This is a genomic window from Nocardioides ureilyticus (assembly GCF_051280745.1).
Lineage (GTDB): Bacteria > Actinomycetota > Actinomycetes > Propionibacteriales > Nocardioidaceae > Nocardioides.
This window is the reverse complement of record NZ_JBNCOG010000009.1, coordinates 65,671-83,196: the sequence shown is the minus strand read 5'-3', so window position 1 is coordinate 83,196 and position 17,526 is coordinate 65,671. Positions and strand designations below refer to the sequence as shown.

The following is a 17,526-nucleotide window of genomic DNA, read 5'->3' as shown; positions in this document are numbered from 1 at the left end:
GAGTGGAGGCGGCTCTAGGACCGCGGGGCCAGTGCTCACTGGCCCACCCAGGCGAAGAACCGCTCGACGTACTCAGCATCCTGCTGTGCGGCGGCAGTGGTGTCGACGACCGCGGCCTTGGCGAGGTTCTCCTCGGAGTTCGGCTGAAGGGCCAGCTCCTCCTCGGAAAGAAGCTCGAAGGCCTCCGAGACGGTAGGACCGAGGTAGAGCTTGCGGGCGACCTCAGCCTGCACCTCAGGAGTCGACATGGTGTCGATGAGGGCATTCGCAGCGTCCGAGTGCGGGGCGTTCCGCGGCATCGGGAATGCGCTCCACGGGTACAGCACGGCCTGGTCGTAGGTGAAGTCGCCTCGGCCGTCGCGGCGCAGCTGAATCATCCGGCTGTTCGCGGTGGCGATCATCGTGGCGCTGCCCTGGACCAGGAGCTGCTGCCCCTGGGCGTAGCTGTCGTAGAACACCATGTCGTTCTTCAGCTCGTCCAGCTTGGCGAACGCGCGGTCGAAGTCCAGCGGGTACAGGTCGTCCTCGGACACGCCGTCGGCCAAGAGCGCGATCTCCACGGTGCCGGCGTAGATCGACTTCGGGAAGGCGCGCTTGCCGGGGAACTGCTCAGTGTCGAAGAAGTCCGCCCATGAGCTGGGCGTGCCGTCGAGTTCGCTGGACCAACCCATGACGACGCTGTAGGCGTAGCCGCCTCCGGCGTACTCCTGGTAGTCGGCGTCGACCAGGTCGCATCGGCGCACCCAGTCGGCGAGTTTGGCAGGCGCCTGGTCGGCCTGGACGAGCCCGACAAGTGCGTAGCCGTCGAAGTCGATCATGTCCCACTCGGGGGCGGCGGCGGTGACCATGTTCAGGTACTTGCCGTAGTCCCAGGGGGCGTCGACGACCTCAGCGCCGCTGATGTCGCTGAAGGGCTCGAAGATCTGCGAGCGGCGCACCTCGTAGGTCTCGCCACCGAATCCGGCGAGCACGACCTGCTGTGAGGTGATGTCCGGCCAGTTGGCGTCGATGTCGCTGGGCATCGTGAACCCTCCGGCATTGCTTCCGCCGCTGGAGGTGGTAGTCGAAGCCGAGCACGCAGAAATCAGGCTGGGCATGGCCAACACAGCACCCCCCGAGAGTGCGAGCTTGAAGAAGGAGCGACGACTGGGGGTGTTGTGGTTCATCGGGATCTCCTGAGGAACGTAGTGACGCCGCCCACACTGGGCGACGCGAAGACGGTAACTTGGTCGACGCGGGGTTCGCAATGCTAATCGGGCGTTTTCTCCGCATCCGGCCGACGATCTGCTCGCTGAAACACTCCCGTTACTTGCCGGAGCGACGCTCGGGCACCACTGTTAGCAATAGATGACTGCCCGTCACCCCGTTTCGGTCACAATGGGGACACGAAAGGGGGGCCGCGCGGATGCAGCTCGATGACGTGGACCTTGCGCTACTGGAAGCGCTGCGCGCCGATGGGCGCGTCTCCTACGAGGGCCTGGGGACGCTTGTGGGGCTGTCTCGGACGGCTGCTCGGGCGCGTGTTCAGCGGATGTTGGAGCTCGGCATCGTCCGGGTGGAAGCGATCGTCCATCCCGTCGTGCGGGGCTACACCACCTTCGCTCACCTCTCGGTCCACACCGACGGGGCGTGCGTTCAGACCCTCGCGGCGCGCATTGCGAGCTTCGACAATGCGCCCTTCGTTTCTGTCGTGGCCGGCCGACCCTCCCTGATCGCCGAAGTGCGGACCGGGGACCTGGGTGAGATGGAGACCGCCATCGCGTCCGTGCGGGACCTGGACGGCGTGGTCGGGGTCGACACCCTGCTGTACACCGATGTCGTCAAGGACTCCCACCTTCCCCTCGGCGGTCCGCACGCCTTCGAGGAGTTCGACCTAGACGCCGTCGATCTGAAGCTGCTCGACCTGCTCCGTCAGGATGCGCGTACCCCTTACGCGGATCTAGCCGAAGGTGTCGGGCTCTCGCGTGCGGCGACCCGTGCTCGCATGCTCCGACTGCTGGCTGACAACGTCGTAGTGGTGAAGGGACTGGTGAGCCCGACCGCAGTCGGCATCGATCAGATGTGCGGCTTCCAGGTGCAGCTGGAGAGGCGGGGTGACGACGTCGCCGAGATCGTCGCGAAGCTCGAAACGGTCGACTTCATGGCGCGAACCATCGGGCGGTGCGACCTGGTCGGCACCATGATCTCGAGGAGTGCGGCCGAGATCTCCGGTGCGCTCGACGGAATCCGCATGCTCGACGGCGTGCGCTCGGTCGAGGCGTGGTGGCACCTCGCGCTGGTCAAGGAGCGGTACTCGCCTCCACTGACGAGGGCCTGACCACAGCGTGCAACGGGCAGCCCTGCTCGAGGACGGCAACGACGTTCGCGGCCGGGATGGCGGCGTAGCGGCGCAGCGAACTCTTGGACAGATAGGCGACGTGGGGGGTGACGAGCACCCCAGGCGTGGTGACGATCGGGTCCTGCGACTCCGGTGGCTCGTTGGTCAGCACGTCGCAGCCGGCGCCGAGGAGGTGCCCGCTGCCCAACGCTGCGCGCAGCGCCGTCTCGTCTACCAGTTCACCTCGCGCGACGTTCACGACCACCGCGTCGGCGGGCACCAGCGCCAACCGGCGCTCGTCGATGAGGTGTCGGGTGTCCTCGTTCAACGGTAGGTGCAGGCTGACGCAGTCACTGCGCTCGAGCAGCTCCTCGACGGTCGCCAGTCGCTCGACCCCGTCCGGCCACAACTCGTCCGGCAGTGTCGGGTCGTAGCCGATCACGCGCGCGAACACGCCGGCGCACAGCGACGTCATCGCCTGACCGATCCGGCCCATCCCCACGACGCCGACAACAAGCTCCTGGGGAACCCGCGGCATCCTCACCTCCGAGGCGGTCCAGTCGCCGTCTCGGACCGCTCGGTCGTAGGCAGGGAGCTGGCGCAGCAAGGCCAGTGCCATCGCCAGCGCGTGGACGGCTACCTCATCGGTGGCGCCCGCCGGCAAGTTCGCCAGCCACAGGTCGCGGGCCCGGACCGCGTCGACGTCGACCATGTCGACGCCGGCCGAGTGTGTGGCCAGGACGCGGAGATTAGGCAGCCTCTCGAGCAGGTCGGCGTCAACCGGGTCGTAGCCGACCATCAAAGCGACCGTGCGGGCCAGGTCGTCCTCGGTCAGGTCCGTGCTCAATTCGAGGATGTCGATGCCGTGCTGGCGGAGCAGGTCGTGACCGGGGGTGACGTCGAGCCCGTCCATCCCCATGTAGAGAGCGGCGGGGCAGCGGGACGCGGGGTTCTCCATGGCCGAATCATGCCGTATCGACGGCTACTATGGTGGATCTGCCAACTTTTCGGCTGAGTAAGCGAAGATTTGCTAACGGTAGGTGTTACGGGAGCGGCGTTTCGCTGCTACGTTCCTGCAATGGACGAAGGGAGTGTGTCGGTGGACGCCGTCAAGCAGTCAGCTCGGGAGTGGGTCGAGCGGCATCGTGAGGAGATCTCCGGGTGGCACCGGACGATCTGGGAGCTCGCTGAGCCTGCCTGGCGTGAGTACGAGTCAGCGGCGTGGTATGTGCACAAGCTGCGCTCGTTCGGTTTTGAGGTCGAGGAGGGCAGCGGCGGCATGCCGACTGCGTTCCACGCTACGTGGACCAGCCCCGCGGGAGCAGAAGGCGACGGTGCGCGCATCTTGGCCTACGCCGAGTACGACGCCGTACCTGGCAACTGTCAGGCCGCCACACCGGTGCGTGGTCCGCGCGAGGGTCTGTCTCCCCACGCGGCGGGTCATACCGACCCGCACTCGGCGCTCGGGATCTCGACACTGGCCGGGGTGCTGGCGGCTCAGCACGCGATGATTGAGCACTCGGTGCCGGGCACCATCGTCTACACCGGTGAGCCCGCCGAGAAGGTGCAGGGCTCGAAGATCGTCCACGGGCTCAAGGGCTACTACGACAACCTTGACGCGATCCTCAGCTTCCACCCCTTCTACATGCTGCCGCTGTGCAACACGGTGCGCTGGGACACTCACTGCGGGGCCTACTACAGCCGCGTCTACACCTTCGAGTGCGACGAGCCGCAGACCTGGGGCCTCGCTGACCCCGGCAGCCCGATCCCTGCCTCGCACTCCGCGGCCCGAGCGCCGGGCGCTGACGCCGCCTTGTTCACCATGTACTCGTTGACCAAGACGACGCAGGACTCGATGCTGCCTGCCGCCGGCGGCTGGTCGCTGAGCGAGGCGATCCTCACCGCAGGTCAGGCGACCGCGGACAACTTGCCGGCATCTCTGTCCCAGATTCAGTACTCCTGGCGCGTTCCGGACGTCGAGTCCGCCGAGGCGGTCCTCGCCGTTCTCGACGCGAACGCCGAGGCTGCCGCCCGCACCGCTCACTGCACCGTCACCGGTCGTTGGGTCGCACGCAACCGGCCCGGCCTGGCCAACCACGCCATGGCGGAGGTGACGTGGGCCAACGTCGCCGAGGCCGGCGCGCCGGTGCTCGACGACGACGCCTTGGACGTCGGCCGGCAACTGCAGCAGCAGCTCGGTCACGAGCCGACCGAGCAGCCGTTCCTGGCCGAGACCACTCAGACCATCGCGCCGTGGGACGCCGAGGCGCTTCTGCGTCGGCACCTGCCGCCCGAGCAGCGCAACTGGACCTCCGACGACTACGTCGAAATGACCTGGTACGCCCCCACTGCGCGGTTCTACATCGCCCGCCCCACGCTCGCGCCCGTTGAAGGCTCAGCTGGCCACCCGCCGTGGGTCATGAACGCGCTCGGCGGCATCCCGGCAACGATCGACCCGACGATCGTCACTGCGGCGACCGTCATCGCAGGTACGACCCTGGACCTGTTCCGCTCGCCCGAGACCTTGGAGAAGGCCGCGGCCGAGCACCGCGACCGCAAGGCCGCGGCCGGCGACATCCCCGCCCTTCTGCCCACCGACTTCGTCGCCCCGACGCAGCTGCGGTGGCCCGAGTACGTCACCACCGCGCGCGGACGCGAATGGTGGATTCCCACGACTCACGAGGAGACACGATGACGAGCGACGCGGTCATCTTCACCGGCGGACCGATCCGCCTGTTCGGACCCGACATGGAGGCCGAGGCACCGCCCGCGCTGCTGATCGAGGGCGGTCGCGTCCGCGCCGTCGGCACCGAAGCCGACGTGCGGTCCGCGGCACACTCGGCCCCGCGTGAGGTCGACCTCGACGGCCGCACGCTGATGCCCGGCTTCGTCGACGCCCACGCCCACACGATCCTGCACGGCTCGGGCCTGGACTGGGTCGACCTGTCCGATGCCAAGACGATCGGCGATCTCGTCGCGCTGCTCCAGCGCCGCGCCGAGGAGAACCCGGACGGCGCCATCCGCGGCTACGGCTACGACCAGTCCAAGCTCGCCGAGCGTCGTCACCCCAGCGCAGCCGACCTCGACGAGGTCTCTCGCACCCGGCCGGTACAGATCCAGCACGCCAGCGGCCACGGCTACGCGGTCAACACCGTCGTCCTCCAGGACTCCGGGATCACTGCCGGCACGCCGACTCCCGAGGGCGGACGGATCGACCGTGACAACGCCGGCAAGCCGGTCGGCGTCATCTTCGACTCCGCCTGCGACCTCCTCACCGGCGCTGAAGGTGTGAAGGTTGGCAACCACGGCCCGAACTTCCACCTGCCGATGGGCAACGACGAGATCGCACGACTTTTCGACCTCGGTCAGCAGTCGTTCCTCGCCGCTGGCATCACCACCATCTGCGACGCGCAGGTCACCGAGCTCGAGATGGCCGCCTACCTCGACGCCCGCGACAACGGCCGCCTCAAGGTGCGTGCGCACCTGATGTACCTGTCGAGCAAGATCGACCAGCTGCGCAACCTTGGTCTGGTCTCCCGCCTCGGCGACGACCGCCTCGAGCTGCACGGGGTGAAGCTGTACGCCGACGGTTCGGTCATCGCCCGCACCGCCTACATCGGCGACCACCACTGCTGTGGGAAGCCTTCCCCCAAGGGCTACCTGTACCACGAGCCCCGAGAGCTGGCTGACCTCATCACCACCGCACACGCAATGGGTCTGCGCACCGCCACCCACGCGCAGGGCGAAGAGCCGATCGGGATGGTGCTCGACGCGATCGAGGCAGCCCGCAAGACCAACCCCCGCTCGAACCTGCGTCACCGCATCGAGCACTGCGGGTTCCCCAGCGAGGACCAGATCGCGAAGATGAACCGCGTCGGCGTCGTGCCGGTGCCCCAGCCCATGCAGGTCCACCTCTACGGCGACTCGCTGCTCGAGGAGTACGGCGAGTACGGCGGCCGGTTCTACCCCTACGGCAGCTTCGAGCGCAACGGCGTCCCTGTCGTCGTCTCCTCGGACGCGCCGGTCACCATGCCGGCGCCGGTGCGAGCGGCCTGGGTCGCCATGACCCGCGCAACGCTTGCCGGAACCGCCGCCGGCGACACCCAGGGCGTCACCCGCGCCTCCGCGCTGACCGGCATCACCCGCACCCCCGCGCACCTCCTCGACCGGCCCGACCTCGGGTCCCTCGAGGTCGGCAGACGCGCGGACCTCGTCCTGCTCGACACCGATCCCGTCACCGCCCCGGTCGACGCACTCCCGACCGCCGCCGTCACCGAGACGTGGGTCGCCGGCGAGCGTGTGTGGAACCAGCAGGGAATCGCATGAGCGCCGCAACGGCCACCACCGGCGGCAACGCCGTAGTCCGCGCCCTGCGCGAATGCGGAGTCGACCTCGTCTTCGGCATTCCCGGCACCCACAACCTCGAGATCTACCGGGCGCTGCAGACCCACGGCATCCGCCACGTCGCGCCGCGGCACGAGCAGGGAGCCGGCTATGCCGCGGACGCCTACGCCCGGGTGGCGAACCGCCCCGGCGTCGTCGTCACCACCACCGGCCCCGGCCTCACCAACGCCACCACCGCGGCCGCCACCTCCTACGCCGACTCCATCCCGGTTCTCTACATCTCCCCGGGGATGCCCCGCGGAATGACTGGCCAGGACGTCGGCTGGTTGCACGAGATGAAGGACCAGAGTGCCCATCTGGACGCCGCGGTCGACCGCAGCATCCGCGTCGAGTCGGCCGAGGAGGCCTACACGGCCGTCCACGAGACCTTCGCCCGGTGGCAGACCACCCGACCGCGCCCCGTACACCTCGAGGTCCCTGTTGACATCCTCGACGGCGAGTACGACGACAGCGCCCTCACCCAGCCTGCGGCCAGCACCGAGGCGGTCGCTGTGCCCGAGCAGTCCGACCTGGCCGGCGCCGCGCAGGCCCTCGCGGAGGCTTCGTCGATCGTCATGGTGGTCGGCGGCGGGTCGCGCCGCGCGGCCACACAGGTGCAGGCGGTCGCCGAGCGCCTCAACGCGCCCGTGGTCACGACCGTCAACGGCAAGGGCATCCTTCGCGAGACCCACCCCCTGTCTCTGGGCGCCTCGATCCGGATGGCCGAGACCCATCGGATCCTGACCGAGGCCGACGCGCTCCTGGTCGTCGGGTCGGTCCTCGGTGATGACGAACTGTGGGGCAACGTCGTCAAGGCCTCCGGCGTCGTGGTCCGCATCGACATCGACGAGCGGCAGCTGAACAAGAACCTGACTGCCACCCACCCGCTTCACGGTGGCGCGGGGGAGACCCTGGAATTGCTCATGGCTGAGCTGCCCGACACGGTGCGGAACGGCTCGGGCGGACGTGTCGGCGAGTTGCGCGAGGCCGTGCGGGGCGAAGCGCTGCGCGACGGCGCGGCGTTCGTCGCGTTCCACGACGCGCTGCGGGAGGCGCTGCCGGAGACGACGATCTTCTCCGGTGACAGCGCCCAGGTGTCCTACTTCGGCACCGCGAGCTTGTGGCCGTCGCTGCGGTCAGGCCAGTTCGTCTACCCGGCCGGGTACGCCACCCTTGGGTACGGCATCCCCGGCGGCATTGGTGCCGCTCTCGGTGCACCCGAGACGCCGGTCGTCGTCCTCGCCGGCGACGGCGGAACGATGTTCACGATCCAGGAGTTCGCCACCGCGGTCGACCTCGGGCTCGGTCTGCCGGTCGTGGTGATGAACAACGGTGGCTTTCAGGAGATCCGCGAAGGCATGGAGCACAAGGGCATCAACCCGATGGCGGTCGACGTGCGCAGCCCAGACTTCCCGCTGCTGGGCAAGGCGTTCGGAGGCGAGGGCGTCCGCGTCCACACGCCCGAAGATCTCGCAAAGGCCGTGACTGAGGCGCTGGGCCGCTCCGTGCCCACCCTCATCGAAGTTCCCATCTGATCCCTCGGAGTTCGATTTCGACCCAGCGAAACCTCCATCGGGTCGGCGTCGGCGAGCTTGGCCTGTGCTGGGGATCGGCTGAAGAAGCCCGGGCACCCGAGGTCCTGAGGAGCGCTCCGCAGGTCGCGACCCCGTGCTCATCACGACCAACGGCGTTCCCCGGCATGGCGAACCGCGCCCAGCAGATCCAGGAGATGCTCCCGGCGGACGTGGTGAGCACGATGCGGCTCCCGCAGGACCTGCCGATGTCGCCGCCACTCGACGAACTGCTGGCGGTGGCCCGACAGTCGACCTCGCCGTAAGCGAGACGTCCTATCACCGTCGTGCCTCAACGGGCGGTCTTGAGGTCCCGAACCCGACTTGGTGCGACCATGGGCTCGCCGGAAGTGAGGCAGCGCCACAGGCAGCCCACCAGGCACACGACGCCGTGGCCCCACGCCGCGTCTCAGCTTCGGGCTGCGCGCTCGTGGTGGACGCCGGCCGGCTCCTGGCCGGTGAGTCCCTGGATCGCCGCCATCACCTCGTCGGTCAGCAGCCGGCGGGCGCGCCCGAGCGGCACGCCGTCGAACCGGCCGGCGACCTGCACCGGCTCGCCGAACGCGACCGTCACCGGCACCACCCGCGGGATCCGCGCGCCGACCGGCTGCAGCCGCTCGGTGCCGGTGAGACCGACCGGCACGATCGGCGCCCCCGCCGTGAGAGCGAGGTGGGCCACGCCGGTGTGACCGCGGTAGAGCCGTCCGTCGCGGGACCGGGTGCCCTCCGGGTAGATGCCGAAGGCCTCGCCCCGGCGCAGCACCTCGAGGGCGATGTCGAGGCTCGCGAGCGCCGACCGGGTGTCGTCCCGGTCGACGGGGAGCATGCCGAGCCCCTCGAACCACCAGCGCTGCAGCCGCCCGCGGGCGCCCGGCGCGGTGAAGTACTCCGACTTCGCGAGGAAGACCACCTTGCGCGGCACGACCACGGGGATGACGACCGAGTCGGCGAAGCTGAGGTGGTTGCTCGCGAGCACCACCGGACCGGTCGGCGGGACGTGCTCGAGGCCGGTCACCGTGGGCCGCCACACCGCCTTCGCCAACGGCGGCACGACCGCGTGGAGGACGCCGTACACGTCGGGGCGCAACATGGGTCCAGCATGCTGGTTACCGGTGGGTCCGCCTCTGTCCGTTCCGGACCGTTCCGCCTCTGTCCCGTTCCGGACCGTCCCCTCCACGCCTCTCTTACCGGCTCGCACGGCGCCGCGAGGCAGTTCTCGGGAGGTCCACGAGACCTCCACGGAACTCCACAACTAATGGGTGTTTCTCCCCAGGTTCTGCACAGGGTGGGGATAGTTCCCCACAACCAGGGAGGACGACGAGGCCACCTGGTCTAGTCCGCCCCGGCCCCGAGACCCGGCTTCGCCGAGCGACCCACCCGGTCCATGACGGGGGTGGCGAGCACCCCGTGGACGAAGACCGACAGCACGATCGTGAAGCCCACGGCCGACCACACCCAGGGTCTGCCGAGCGAGTCCGCCTCCCCCGCCGCGTAGGCCAGGTAGTAGATCGAGCCGATCCCCCGGACCCCGAAGAAGGCGACCACCCACTTCTCCCCGCGGGTCAGCGCACCCGGACGCGACCGGCGCCACGCGCCGAGCGCGAGCGCGCCCGCCAGCGGCCGGATGAGGAAGACCAGGGCGACCGCCACCGTGACGCCCCGCAGGTCGAGGTTCTCCAGCAGCCCCCGGGTCAGCGCGATGCCCAGGACCAGCAGGACGAAGAGGGTCAGCAGCCGCTCCAGCCGCTCGGCGACCTCGTGCATCGCCCGGTGGTAGTCGTGCGACCGCTCCGCGGAGCGGAACGTCAGCGCGCACACGAAGACGGCGAGGAACCCGTAGCCCTGCGCCACCTCGGCCGCACCGTAGGACGTCACCAGGGCCGCGACCGCGAGGAGCGACTCGCCCCGCTCCGCGACCCGCAGGGAGCGCGACCGCGACCGGAATGCCGCCACGGCCAGCACCCGCCCGACGACGTACCCGATGGCGACACCGAGCGCGACCTTGACCAGCAGGTAGAACCCGACCCACGTCGGCATCCACGTGAGGTCGGTGCCCTTGGTCGCGAGGAGGATCGCCAGGTAGACGAAGGGGAACGCGAGCCCGTCGTTGAGGCCGGCCTCGGAGGTGAGCGTGAAGCGGACCTCGTCCTCCTCGTCCACCTCGTGCTCCTCGCCGGTCTTCGGCCCGGCGACCTGGACGTCGGCCGCCAGGACCGGGTCGGTGGGCGCGAGGACGGCGCCGAGGAGGACGGCCGCGGCCAGCGGCGCCCCGACCGCCCACCCGAGCAGCGCGACGCCGGCGATGCAGAGGGGCATCGCGATGCCGAGCATCCGCCACGCGCCGCCCCAGGCCCGCCAGGACCTTCTGCGTCGCAGGCTCAGTGGCCGGTCGATCGCGAGGCCGACACCCATGAGCGCGACGATCACCACCAGCTCGGTCACGTGCTCGATGACGGCCTGGTTCTCCTGGGGGTCGAGCGGCAGTCCGTCGGGCAGCGGGGTGAGCCCCAGCAGCATCCCGACGCCGACCAGGACCATCGGCGAGGAGACCGCCCACCGGCTGAGCAGGCTGGGCAGCACGATGGCGAGCAGGAGCGCCAGGCCCGCGACGAGGTAGACAAGGTCGGAGGTCACGCCGACCTGTACCCGCTCAGGCGGACGCCGGCTGGTGGAAGGCGGCGACCATGTCGACCTTCCCCGAGGGCCGCAGCGGGGTGCCCTCGGCCAGGTGGTGCTCGTGGGCGGTGCCGCCGTGGCACGGCGGCGGCGACCCGTCGGCGCGCACCACTCGCCACCACGGCACACCGCCACCGTGCTCGGCCATGACGTTGCCGACCCGCCGAGGGCCGAACCGGCCCACCGCCTCGGCGATCGCGCCGTACGTCGTCACGCGACCAGGCGGGACCGCCTCGACACAGGCGAGCACCGACTCCACGTAGTCCTCGGGATGCCGCACGGGTCCGACGCTAGCCGGACCCGTGCGGCGGAGTCCCGGCCCCTCAGAGCAGCGGCGAGAAGGGCTCGGTGCCCCGGGTGAGCCGCAGGCCCGCGATGCCGGAGTGCTGCCGGGCGAAGGCGAGCTCCTTGGCGAGGTCGCCGATGTTGTTGGAGGCGGGCAGCGGGGCGAGGCCGAGCGTCGACAGGGTGCCGATCGCCTCCCCGTCGCCGTCGACGAAGGCCGAGCCCGAGTCACCGGGGACACCTGGGGTCAACGTGTAGAGCGGGTGGCTCCACCCGGCGTCGGCCGGCGCGTCGCCGAGGCTGATCCCGGTCTTCGGCGAGAGCAGCTCGACGCCGAGGCGGAGGCTGGAGTTGCCGTAGGAGTAGACCCGCTCACCAGCCGTGGTGCCGTCGGTGTCGATCCCCGTCGGACCGCCCCAGAAGGGGATCGAGGGGTTGACCTTGCCCTCGTCGGCCGCATCGACCTTGACCAGCGCGAAGTCGTTGTAGGCACAGGCGTTGGGATCCGTGGTGCCCACCCGGTCCATCGCCTCCCACGAGGAGTACACCAGCCGGCCGCCGCCGACCCGCGTGCCCTCGGAGAGCAGGCTGCCGCCCCGGTTGAACGTCACCCGGGTGCCGAGCGGCAACGAGTCGGCCAAGCAGCCGTCGGTGTCGGTCGCGGCGCCGGTCCCGGCGCAGTGCGCCGAGTAACCGACGTACACGGCGCCCGCGTTGTCGGTGAAGACGAAGTTGGCGGTGCACTGGGAGCCCTCGGTGTACATCTGCACGCCCGGGCGGATGGTCGCCTGGTCGGCGGGCGCCCAGGTGGCGACCCGGAGGCTCGCCTTCTGGCCGGAGGCCTTCTTGGCAGTGGCGGGTGCGGCGGTGGCGAGGGCGGCGGTGAGCGTGGTCGCGAGCACGGCGCTGGTCAGCGCGGCCAGGGCGGCGGTCGTGCGGCGGGCGGTCGTCCGGGGCATCGGGGGCAGGCCTTTCCGAGAGCAGTCGGCGGCGGTCGCCGACACGAGACCAACGTCACGACACCTCCGCGCGTTACGGGTCTCCCCCACCGAATCGCCGGCGGCCCGGGACCGAGGTCCCGGGCCGCCGGCCCTGCGCATGGTCCCGAGAGGTCAGTACGACGGCTGGCTCGGGTCGATCTGGTTCACCCAGGCCACCACGCCGCCGCCGACGTGCACGGCGTCGTCGTACCCCGCGCCCTTGACGATGGCCAGCGTCTCCGCCGACCGCACGCCGGACTTGCAGTGCATGACCACCTGCTTGCCGGCGTCGACCGGCGGCAGCTGCTCGAGTGCGGATCCGTTGAGGAAGTCGCCCTTGGGGATGAGCACCGAGCCGGGGATCCGGTTGATCTCGAACTCGTTGGGCTCGCGCACGTCGACGAGGACGAAGTCGCGGGTGCCCTCCTCGCGCTCCTTGAGCATGTGCTCCAGCTGGGTCACCGAGATCGTCGACCCCGCGGCGGCGTCGGCGGCCTCCTCGGAGATGGCGCCGCAGAACGCCTCGTAGTCGATGAGCTCCGTGACGGTCGGGTTCTCCCCGCACAGGGCGCAGTTGGGGTCCTTGCGGACCTTGAGCTTGCGCCACTCGAGCTCGAGGGCGTCGTAGATGACCAGGCGGCCGATGGCCGGGTCGCCGATGCCGGTGAGGACCTTGATCGCCTCGTTGACCTGGATCGAGCCGATCGCGGCGCACAGCACGCCGAGCACACCGCCCTCGGCACAGCTCGGGACCATGCCCGGCGGCGGCGGCTCCGGGTAGAGGCAGCGGTAGCACGGCGCGTCGTCGGCCATGGTCGGCGCGAAGACCGAGGCCTGGCCGTCGAAGCGGTAGATCGAGCCCCACACGTACGGGATCCCGAGGAAGTACGCCGCGTCGTTGACCATGTAGCGGGTCGCGAAGTTGTCGGTGCCGTCGACGATCAGGTCGTAGCCGCGGAAGACGTCCATGACGTTGTCGTTGTCGAGCCGCTCCTCGTGGAGGACCACCTCGACGTACGGGTTCGCCTCGGCGATCGACTCCTGCGCGGAGACGGCCTTGGACTTCCCGATGTCGGACTGCCCGTGGATGATCTGGCGCTGCAGGTTGGACTCGTCGACCTCGTCGAACTCGGCGATGCCGAGGGTGCCGACTCCGGCTGCGGCCAGGTAGAGCAGCGCAGGGCTGCCCAGGCCGCCGGCGCCGATGACGAGCACCTTGGCGTTCTTCAGCCGCTTCTGGCCGGTCATCCCGACGTCGGGGATGATCAGGTGGCGGCTGTAGCGCCGCACCTCGTCGATGCTCAGCTCGTCGGCCGGCTCGACCAGCGGGGGAAAGCTCACGTCACGCTCCTCACAGCGATCGCTTCGATCAGTTCCCGCTCAACACCGGGCACCGATTCCATGTTCCCCGCCGGCGAGTCGTCGGCCGCGCGGCGTCCCGTCATCTGGACCGAGGTGACGCACCGGTAGGCTCCGGCGCACCAGCGGCGGACCGGGAGGACAGCAGATCGTGAGCGCAGGGCAGTACGACGTCGACGGAGCGCGGCCCCGCGGCGGCCGGATGCCCCGCCGCGAGCGTCGTGCGCAGCTGCTCAGCTCCGCACTCGAGGTCTTCGTCGCCCACGGCTACCACGCCGCGGCGATGGACGACATCGCCGACCGGGCCGGCGTCTCCAAGCCGGTGCTCTACCAGCACTTCCCCGGCAAGCTGGACCTCTACCTCGCGCTGCTCGACCGGTCGTGCGACACCATCATCGACTCCTGCCGCGAGGCGCTCGCGTCGACGACCGACAACAAGCTGCGCGTCGCGGCCGCGGTCGACGCCTTCTACGAGTACGTCGCGCAGGAGTCCGGCGCGTTCCGGCTGGTCTTCGAGTCCGACCTCACCAGCGAGCCCGCCGTCCGCGAGCACGTCGACCGGGTCACCACGGAGTGCGCGACCATGATCGCCGAGGTCATCCAGCAGGACACCGGCCTGCCGGACGCCGCGGCGCGACTGCTCGCGGTGTCGCTGGTGGGAATGGCGCAGGTCAGCTCGCGGTTCTGGCTCACCGAGGGGGGCGGCATCAGCCGCGCCGACGCGGCGGCACTGGTCTCCGGCCTGGCCTGGCGCGGCATCGGCGGGTACCCGAAGGACCACTGAGGCCCGAGCACCACGGACCGAGCACCAGCCCCACCACCCCCAGCACGTCCGCAGCGCACGTTCCGCAGACAACTCGAAGGAGGACCTCGTGGAGGTCAAGATCGGCGTCCAGCACGCCCCCCGTGAGCTCGTCGTCGACACCGACGACTCGGCCGACCAGGTGCAGCAGCTCGTGGCCGAGGCGGTCAGCAACGCCACGGTGCTCACGCTGACCGACAGCAAGGGCCGCAAGCTCGTCGTGCCCGCGGCGAAGATCGCCTACGTCGAGATCGGCGGCGGCGTCGTCGGACAGGTCGGCTTCCGCAGCTGAGCGCGGTCACCCTCCTCTGGGCGCTCGTGGGTGGCGCCGCGGTCGGGCTGCTCGGGAAGCTGCTGGAGGCGCGGGCCCACAGCCCTGCCCACCGGCACGCCCAGGGGCGGGACCGGGCCCTCGACGAGGTCCCGCTGTGGCTCACCGTCGTCTCGGGCGTCGCGGGGGTGCTGCTCGGCGACTGGGGCTACACCCGGTTCTGGGACGCGTACACCCCCGGCCTCGACTGGTGGCGCCACGTCTGGCAGCTCGGCACCGCTGCCGGGCTGGTGCTCCTGGCAGCGACCGCCTGGTCCGGCCGCCGCCACCCTCGCTAGTTCCCCGTTAGCCCCCGCCGTTAGCCCCGCTGGGGTCCCGCGCCATCCCGGGCGCGCTCAGGAGGCGAGGCCGAGCTCCGCCATCCGCTCCGCGTGCCGCTCGGTGAGCCGGGTGAACATCCGGCCGATCGCCGCGAGGTCGAGGCCGGGACGGTCGACACCGCCCGCGAGGAGCGCTGCCATCGCGTCCCGCTCGGCGGCGACCCGCTGGGCCTGGGTGAGCGCCTCGCCCATCAGCCGGCGCCCCCAGAGCGCGAGCCGTCCGCCCAACCGGTGGTCGGCCGCGATCGCCGCACGGACTCGGTCGACGACGAAGGCCGAGTGGCCGGTGTCCTCCAGCGAGGTGACCACCAGGTCGCGGGTGTCCGCGTCGAGGTAGGCCGCGATCTCCCGGTAGAAGTCGTTGGCCAGCCCGTCGCCGACGAAGGCCTTGACCAGGCCCTCGTACCAGTCCGAGGGCGCGGTGTGCTCGTGGAACCGGTCGATGGCCGAGCGGAACGGCGCCATCGCCGCGAAGGGGTCGGCCCCCAGCTGGCGCAGCCGCGCGTGGATGCCGGCCACCTTGCCGAACTCCGCGCTGGCCATCCCGGCGATGGCCACCTTGTCCTCCAGCGACGGCGCCAGGCCGGCGTCCTCGGCGAGCCGCTCGAACGCGGAGATCTCGCCGTACGCGATGACCCCGAGGAGGTCGATGACCGCCTGGCGGTACTCGGGGTCCTGGAACGCGAGGGGGACGTCCTCGCCCGCCGCGCCGTCCGTCGATGCCGTCACGTGCGCACCCTACCGATAGGATGGTCCCGTACGAGGCTGCCTCCCGGCGCTCGACCCTGCTGGACCGAGCGCCTCCCCGGTGGCCCGCAGCATGTGCGCGGCAGAGCTCAGCGCGTCCCCTCGCGGGACCCTCGCGAGTCCGCCGCACTCGAACCTCTTCGGTCGAACCGGCTGAACTCACGAAAGCAGAAGACACTGACCACGACCTTCCGAGAGCTCGGGGTGCTTCCCGAGATCTGCGACGCCCTGGAACGCGCCGGCATCACCACCCCGTTCGCCATCCAGGAGATGACCCTCTCCGTCGCCCTGATGGGCACCGACCTGATCGGCCAGGCCCGCACCGGCACCGGCAAGACGCTCGCCTTCGGCATCCCGGTGCTGCAGCGCAGCATCGCGCCGCAGGACCCGGCGTACGCCGACCTCCCGCAGGGCAAGCCGCAGGCCCTCATCGTCGCCCCGACCCGCGAGCTCGCGCTCCAGGTCTCCAACGACCTCCACCTCGCCAGCAAGGACGTGGGGCTCCGCGTCCTGACCGTCTACGGCGGCGTCGGCTACGACACCCAGCTCGAGGCGCTCGAGGCGGGCGTCGACATCGTCGTCGGCACGCCGGGCCGCCTCATCGACCTGGCCAACCGCCGGGCCCTGGACCTCTCCCACGTGCACGCCCTGGTGCTCGACGAGGCCGACGAGATGCTCGACCTCGGCTTCCTGCCCGACGTCGAGCGCATCCTGCGGATGACCCCCGAGACCCGGCAGACGATGCTGTTCTCGGCCACGATGCCCTCGGCGATCGTCTCCCTGGCCCGGATGCACATGCGCCACCCGATGAACATCCGCGCCGAGTCGTCCTACGACACCACGATGGTGCCGGCGACCGCCCAGTTCATCTACCAGGCCCACGACCTCGACAAGCCGGAGATCATCGGCCGGATCCTCCAGGCGGAGGACGCCGAGAAGATCATCGTCTTCACCCGCACCAAGCGGCAGTCGCAGCGGGTGGCCGACGACCTGGCCGAGCGCGGCTTCAGCGCCAGCCCGCTGCACGGCGACATGGCGCAGGTGGCCCGCGAGAAGGCCCTGGCGAAGTTCCGCGAGGACAAGATCCGGGTCCTGGTCGCCACCGACGTCGCCGCCCGCGGCATCGACGTCCGCGGCGTCTCCCACGTCATCAACTACACCTGCCCGGAGGACGACAAGACCTACGTCCACCGCATCGGCCGCACCGGCCGCGCGGGCGCGACCGGCACCGCGATCACCTTCGTCGACTGGGCGGACCTGCACCGCTGGAAGATGATCAACAAGACGCTCGACCTGCCCTTCGACGAGCCGGTCGAGACCTACTCCACCTCCGAGCACCTCTTCCACGACCAGGGCATCGCCCCGGGCACCAAGGGCCGGATCGTCGAGCCCAAGCCGGTCGAGCGGAAGGAGCGGCCCGAGCGCGAGCGCGGCGAGCGCCCCGCCCGCAACCGGAACCGCAACCGGACCCGCACCCGTGGCGGGGAGAAGGTCGACGCCGGCTCCCCCGGCCGGGGCGCCGAGACCGCGAGCAGCGAGCCGGCCGCCGCGGGCGAGGGCGGCGCCAGCCGCAACCGGCGCCGCAGGCGCCGGGGCTCGGGCGGAGGCTCCTCCTCGTCCGAGCAGGCCGCGGCCGCCGGCGGCGGTTCCGAGGACTGACCTCCGTCGCCCGCAGCACGGACAGACGGCCGAGGGCCGCCCGGGAGATCCCGGGCGGCCCTCGTCGCGTCTCGTCGCGTCTCGTCGCGTCTCGTC

Annotated in this window: 17 protein-coding genes; 9 read left to right on the top strand and 8 right to left on the bottom strand. The window is 70.5% G+C overall.

Annotated features, from left to right (window positions below):
• Nucleotides 1-35 precede the first annotated feature (35 nt).
• A complete protein-coding gene (locus ACSMHG_RS07105) occupies nucleotides 36-1,022 on the bottom strand; it encodes an extracellular solute-binding protein (RefSeq protein ID WP_435743128.1) in 987 nt (328 codons plus the stop codon).
• A gap of 383 nt (nucleotides 1,023-1,405) precedes the next feature.
• Between ACSMHG_RS07105 and ACSMHG_RS07100 the strand changes: the two genes are divergently transcribed.
• Nucleotides 1,406-2,317 carry an Lrp/AsnC family transcriptional regulator gene (locus ACSMHG_RS07100; RefSeq protein WP_435743126.1) on the top strand — a complete coding sequence of 304 codons (912 nt, stop codon included), beginning with the start codon at nucleotides 1,406-1,408 and terminating at the stop codon, nucleotides 2,315-2,317.
• On the opposite strand, the gene ACSMHG_RS07095 is transcribed toward ACSMHG_RS07100, so the two are convergent.
• A complete protein-coding gene (locus ACSMHG_RS07095) occupies nucleotides 2,280-3,275 on the bottom strand; it encodes a C-terminal binding protein (protein WP_435743124.1) in 996 nt (331 codons plus the stop codon). The two genes, ACSMHG_RS07100 and ACSMHG_RS07095, sit on opposite strands and share 38 nt — an antisense overlap.
• A gap of 141 nt (nucleotides 3,276-3,416) precedes the next feature.
• Between ACSMHG_RS07095 and ACSMHG_RS07090 the strand changes: the two genes are divergently transcribed.
• The 4 genes from ACSMHG_RS07090 to ACSMHG_RS07075 all read left to right on the top strand — a co-directional run bounded on the left by ACSMHG_RS07090 (nucleotide 3,417) and on the right by ACSMHG_RS07075 (nucleotide 8,537).
• The gene (locus tag ACSMHG_RS07090; RefSeq protein ID WP_435743122.1) at nucleotides 3,417-5,012 is read left to right on the top strand and encodes a zinc-binding metallopeptidase family protein; all 1,596 of its coding nucleotides are present in this window, start codon (nucleotides 3,417-3,419) and stop codon (nucleotides 5,010-5,012) included.
• Nucleotides 5,009-6,643, top strand: coding sequence for an amidohydrolase (locus ACSMHG_RS07085; protein ID WP_435743120.1), 1,635 nt, complete (start codon nucleotides 5,009-5,011; stop codon nucleotides 6,641-6,643). Before ACSMHG_RS07090 ends, ACSMHG_RS07085 begins: the two co-directional genes overlap by 4 nt.
• A complete protein-coding gene (locus tag ACSMHG_RS07080) occupies nucleotides 6,640-8,235 on the top strand; it encodes a thiamine pyrophosphate-binding protein (protein WP_435743118.1) in 1,596 nt (531 codons plus the stop codon). The genes ACSMHG_RS07085 and ACSMHG_RS07080 overlap by 4 nt, the downstream gene beginning before the upstream one ends.
• 164 nt (nucleotides 8,236-8,399) lie before the next feature.
• Nucleotides 8,400-8,537 carry a hypothetical protein gene (locus ACSMHG_RS07075; protein WP_435743116.1) on the top strand — a complete coding sequence of 46 codons (138 nt, stop codon included), beginning with the start codon at nucleotides 8,400-8,402 and terminating at the stop codon, nucleotides 8,535-8,537.
• Between the two features lie 143 nt (nucleotides 8,538-8,680).
• On the opposite strand, the gene ACSMHG_RS07070 is transcribed toward ACSMHG_RS07075, so the two are convergent.
• The 5 genes from ACSMHG_RS07070 to moeZ all read right to left on the bottom strand — a co-directional run bounded on the left by ACSMHG_RS07070 (nucleotide 8,681) and on the right by moeZ (nucleotide 13,553).
• The gene (locus ACSMHG_RS07070) at nucleotides 8,681-9,361 is read right to left on the bottom strand and encodes a lysophospholipid acyltransferase family protein (protein ID WP_435743114.1); all 681 of its coding nucleotides are present in this window, start codon (nucleotides 9,359-9,361) and stop codon (nucleotides 8,681-8,683) included.
• A 242-nt stretch (nucleotides 9,362-9,603) separates the two neighbouring features.
• A complete protein-coding gene (locus ACSMHG_RS07065) occupies nucleotides 9,604-10,905 on the bottom strand; it encodes a cation:proton antiporter (RefSeq protein ID WP_435743112.1) in 1,302 nt (433 codons plus the stop codon).
• Nucleotides 10,906-10,921: 16 nt separating this feature from the next.
• Entirely contained in the window at nucleotides 10,922-11,227 is a 306-nt protein-coding gene (locus ACSMHG_RS07060) for an MGMT family protein (RefSeq protein ID WP_435743110.1), read from the bottom strand.
• A 43-nt stretch (nucleotides 11,228-11,270) separates the two neighbouring features.
• A complete protein-coding gene (locus tag ACSMHG_RS07055; RefSeq protein WP_435743108.1) occupies nucleotides 11,271-12,191 on the bottom strand; it encodes a hypothetical protein in 921 nt (306 codons plus the stop codon).
• 153 nt (nucleotides 12,192-12,344) lie between these two features.
• Entirely contained in the window at nucleotides 12,345-13,553 is a 1,209-nt protein-coding gene (gene moeZ, locus ACSMHG_RS07050; RefSeq protein ID WP_435743106.1) for an adenylyltransferase/sulfurtransferase MoeZ, read from the bottom strand.
• Nucleotides 13,554-13,773: 220 nt separating this feature from the next.
• On the opposite strand from moeZ, the gene ACSMHG_RS07045 reads away from it, so the two are divergent.
• The 3 genes from ACSMHG_RS07045 to ACSMHG_RS07035 all read left to right on the top strand — a co-directional run bounded on the left by ACSMHG_RS07045 (nucleotide 13,774) and on the right by ACSMHG_RS07035 (nucleotide 14,982).
• Nucleotides 13,774-14,355: a TetR/AcrR family transcriptional regulator gene (locus ACSMHG_RS07045; RefSeq protein ID WP_435743222.1), complete on the top strand. Its 582-nt coding sequence runs from the start codon at nucleotides 13,774-13,776 to the stop codon at nucleotides 14,353-14,355.
• Nucleotides 14,356-14,443: 88 nt separating this feature from the next.
• Complete coding sequence (locus tag ACSMHG_RS07040) at nucleotides 14,444-14,665, top strand: DUF3107 domain-containing protein (RefSeq protein WP_435743104.1); 222 nt, start codon at nucleotides 14,444-14,446, stop codon at nucleotides 14,663-14,665.
• Between the two features lie 26 nt (nucleotides 14,666-14,691).
• Nucleotides 14,692-14,982, top strand: a complete 291-nt coding sequence (locus ACSMHG_RS07035) for a hypothetical protein (RefSeq protein WP_435743102.1) — start codon at nucleotides 14,692-14,694, stop codon at nucleotides 14,980-14,982.
• A 57-nt stretch (nucleotides 14,983-15,039) separates the two neighbouring features.
• Here the strand turns inward: ACSMHG_RS07035 and ACSMHG_RS07030 are convergent, their stop codons facing one another.
• Entirely contained in the window at nucleotides 15,040-15,753 is a 714-nt protein-coding gene (locus tag ACSMHG_RS07030; protein WP_435743100.1) for a ferritin-like fold-containing protein, read from the bottom strand.
• 222 nt (nucleotides 15,754-15,975) lie between these two features.
• On the opposite strand from ACSMHG_RS07030, the gene ACSMHG_RS07025 reads away from it, so the two are divergent.
• Nucleotides 15,976-17,430 carry a DEAD/DEAH box helicase gene (locus ACSMHG_RS07025; protein WP_435743098.1) on the top strand — a complete coding sequence of 485 codons (1,455 nt, stop codon included), beginning with the start codon at nucleotides 15,976-15,978 and terminating at the stop codon, nucleotides 17,428-17,430.
• Nucleotides 17,431-17,526: the final 96 nt, after the last annotated feature.

Excerpts from the sequence above, each read along its gene's own strand:
- ACSMHG_RS07105 (WP_435743128.1), bottom strand. The coding sequence starts at position 1,022 with ATGCCCAGCGACATCGACGCCAACTGGCCGGACATCACCTCACAGCAG.
- ACSMHG_RS07100 (WP_435743126.1), top strand. The coding sequence starts at position 1,406 with ATGCAGCTCGATGACGTGGACCTTGCGCTACTGGAAGCGCTGCGCGCC.
- ACSMHG_RS07095 (WP_435743124.1), bottom strand. The coding sequence starts at position 3,275 with ATGGAGAACCCCGCGTCCCGCTGCCCCGCCGCTCTCTACATGGGGATG.
- ACSMHG_RS07085 (WP_435743120.1), top strand. The coding sequence starts at position 5,009 with ATGACGAGCGACGCGGTCATCTTCACCGGCGGACCGATCCGCCTGTTC.
- ACSMHG_RS07080 (WP_435743118.1), top strand. The coding sequence starts at position 6,640 with ATGAGCGCCGCAACGGCCACCACCGGCGGCAACGCCGTAGTCCGCGCC.
- ACSMHG_RS07075 (WP_435743116.1), top strand. The coding sequence starts at position 8,400 with ATGGCGAACCGCGCCCAGCAGATCCAGGAGATGCTCCCGGCGGACGTG.
- ACSMHG_RS07070 (WP_435743114.1), bottom strand. The coding sequence starts at position 9,361 with ATGTTGCGCCCCGACGTGTACGGCGTCCTCCACGCGGTCGTGCCGCCG.
- ACSMHG_RS07055 (WP_435743108.1), bottom strand. The coding sequence starts at position 12,191 with ATGCCCCGGACGACCGCCCGCCGCACGACCGCCGCCCTGGCCGCGCTG.
- ACSMHG_RS07045 (WP_435743222.1), top strand. The coding sequence starts at position 13,774 with ATGCCCCGCCGCGAGCGTCGTGCGCAGCTGCTCAGCTCCGCACTCGAG.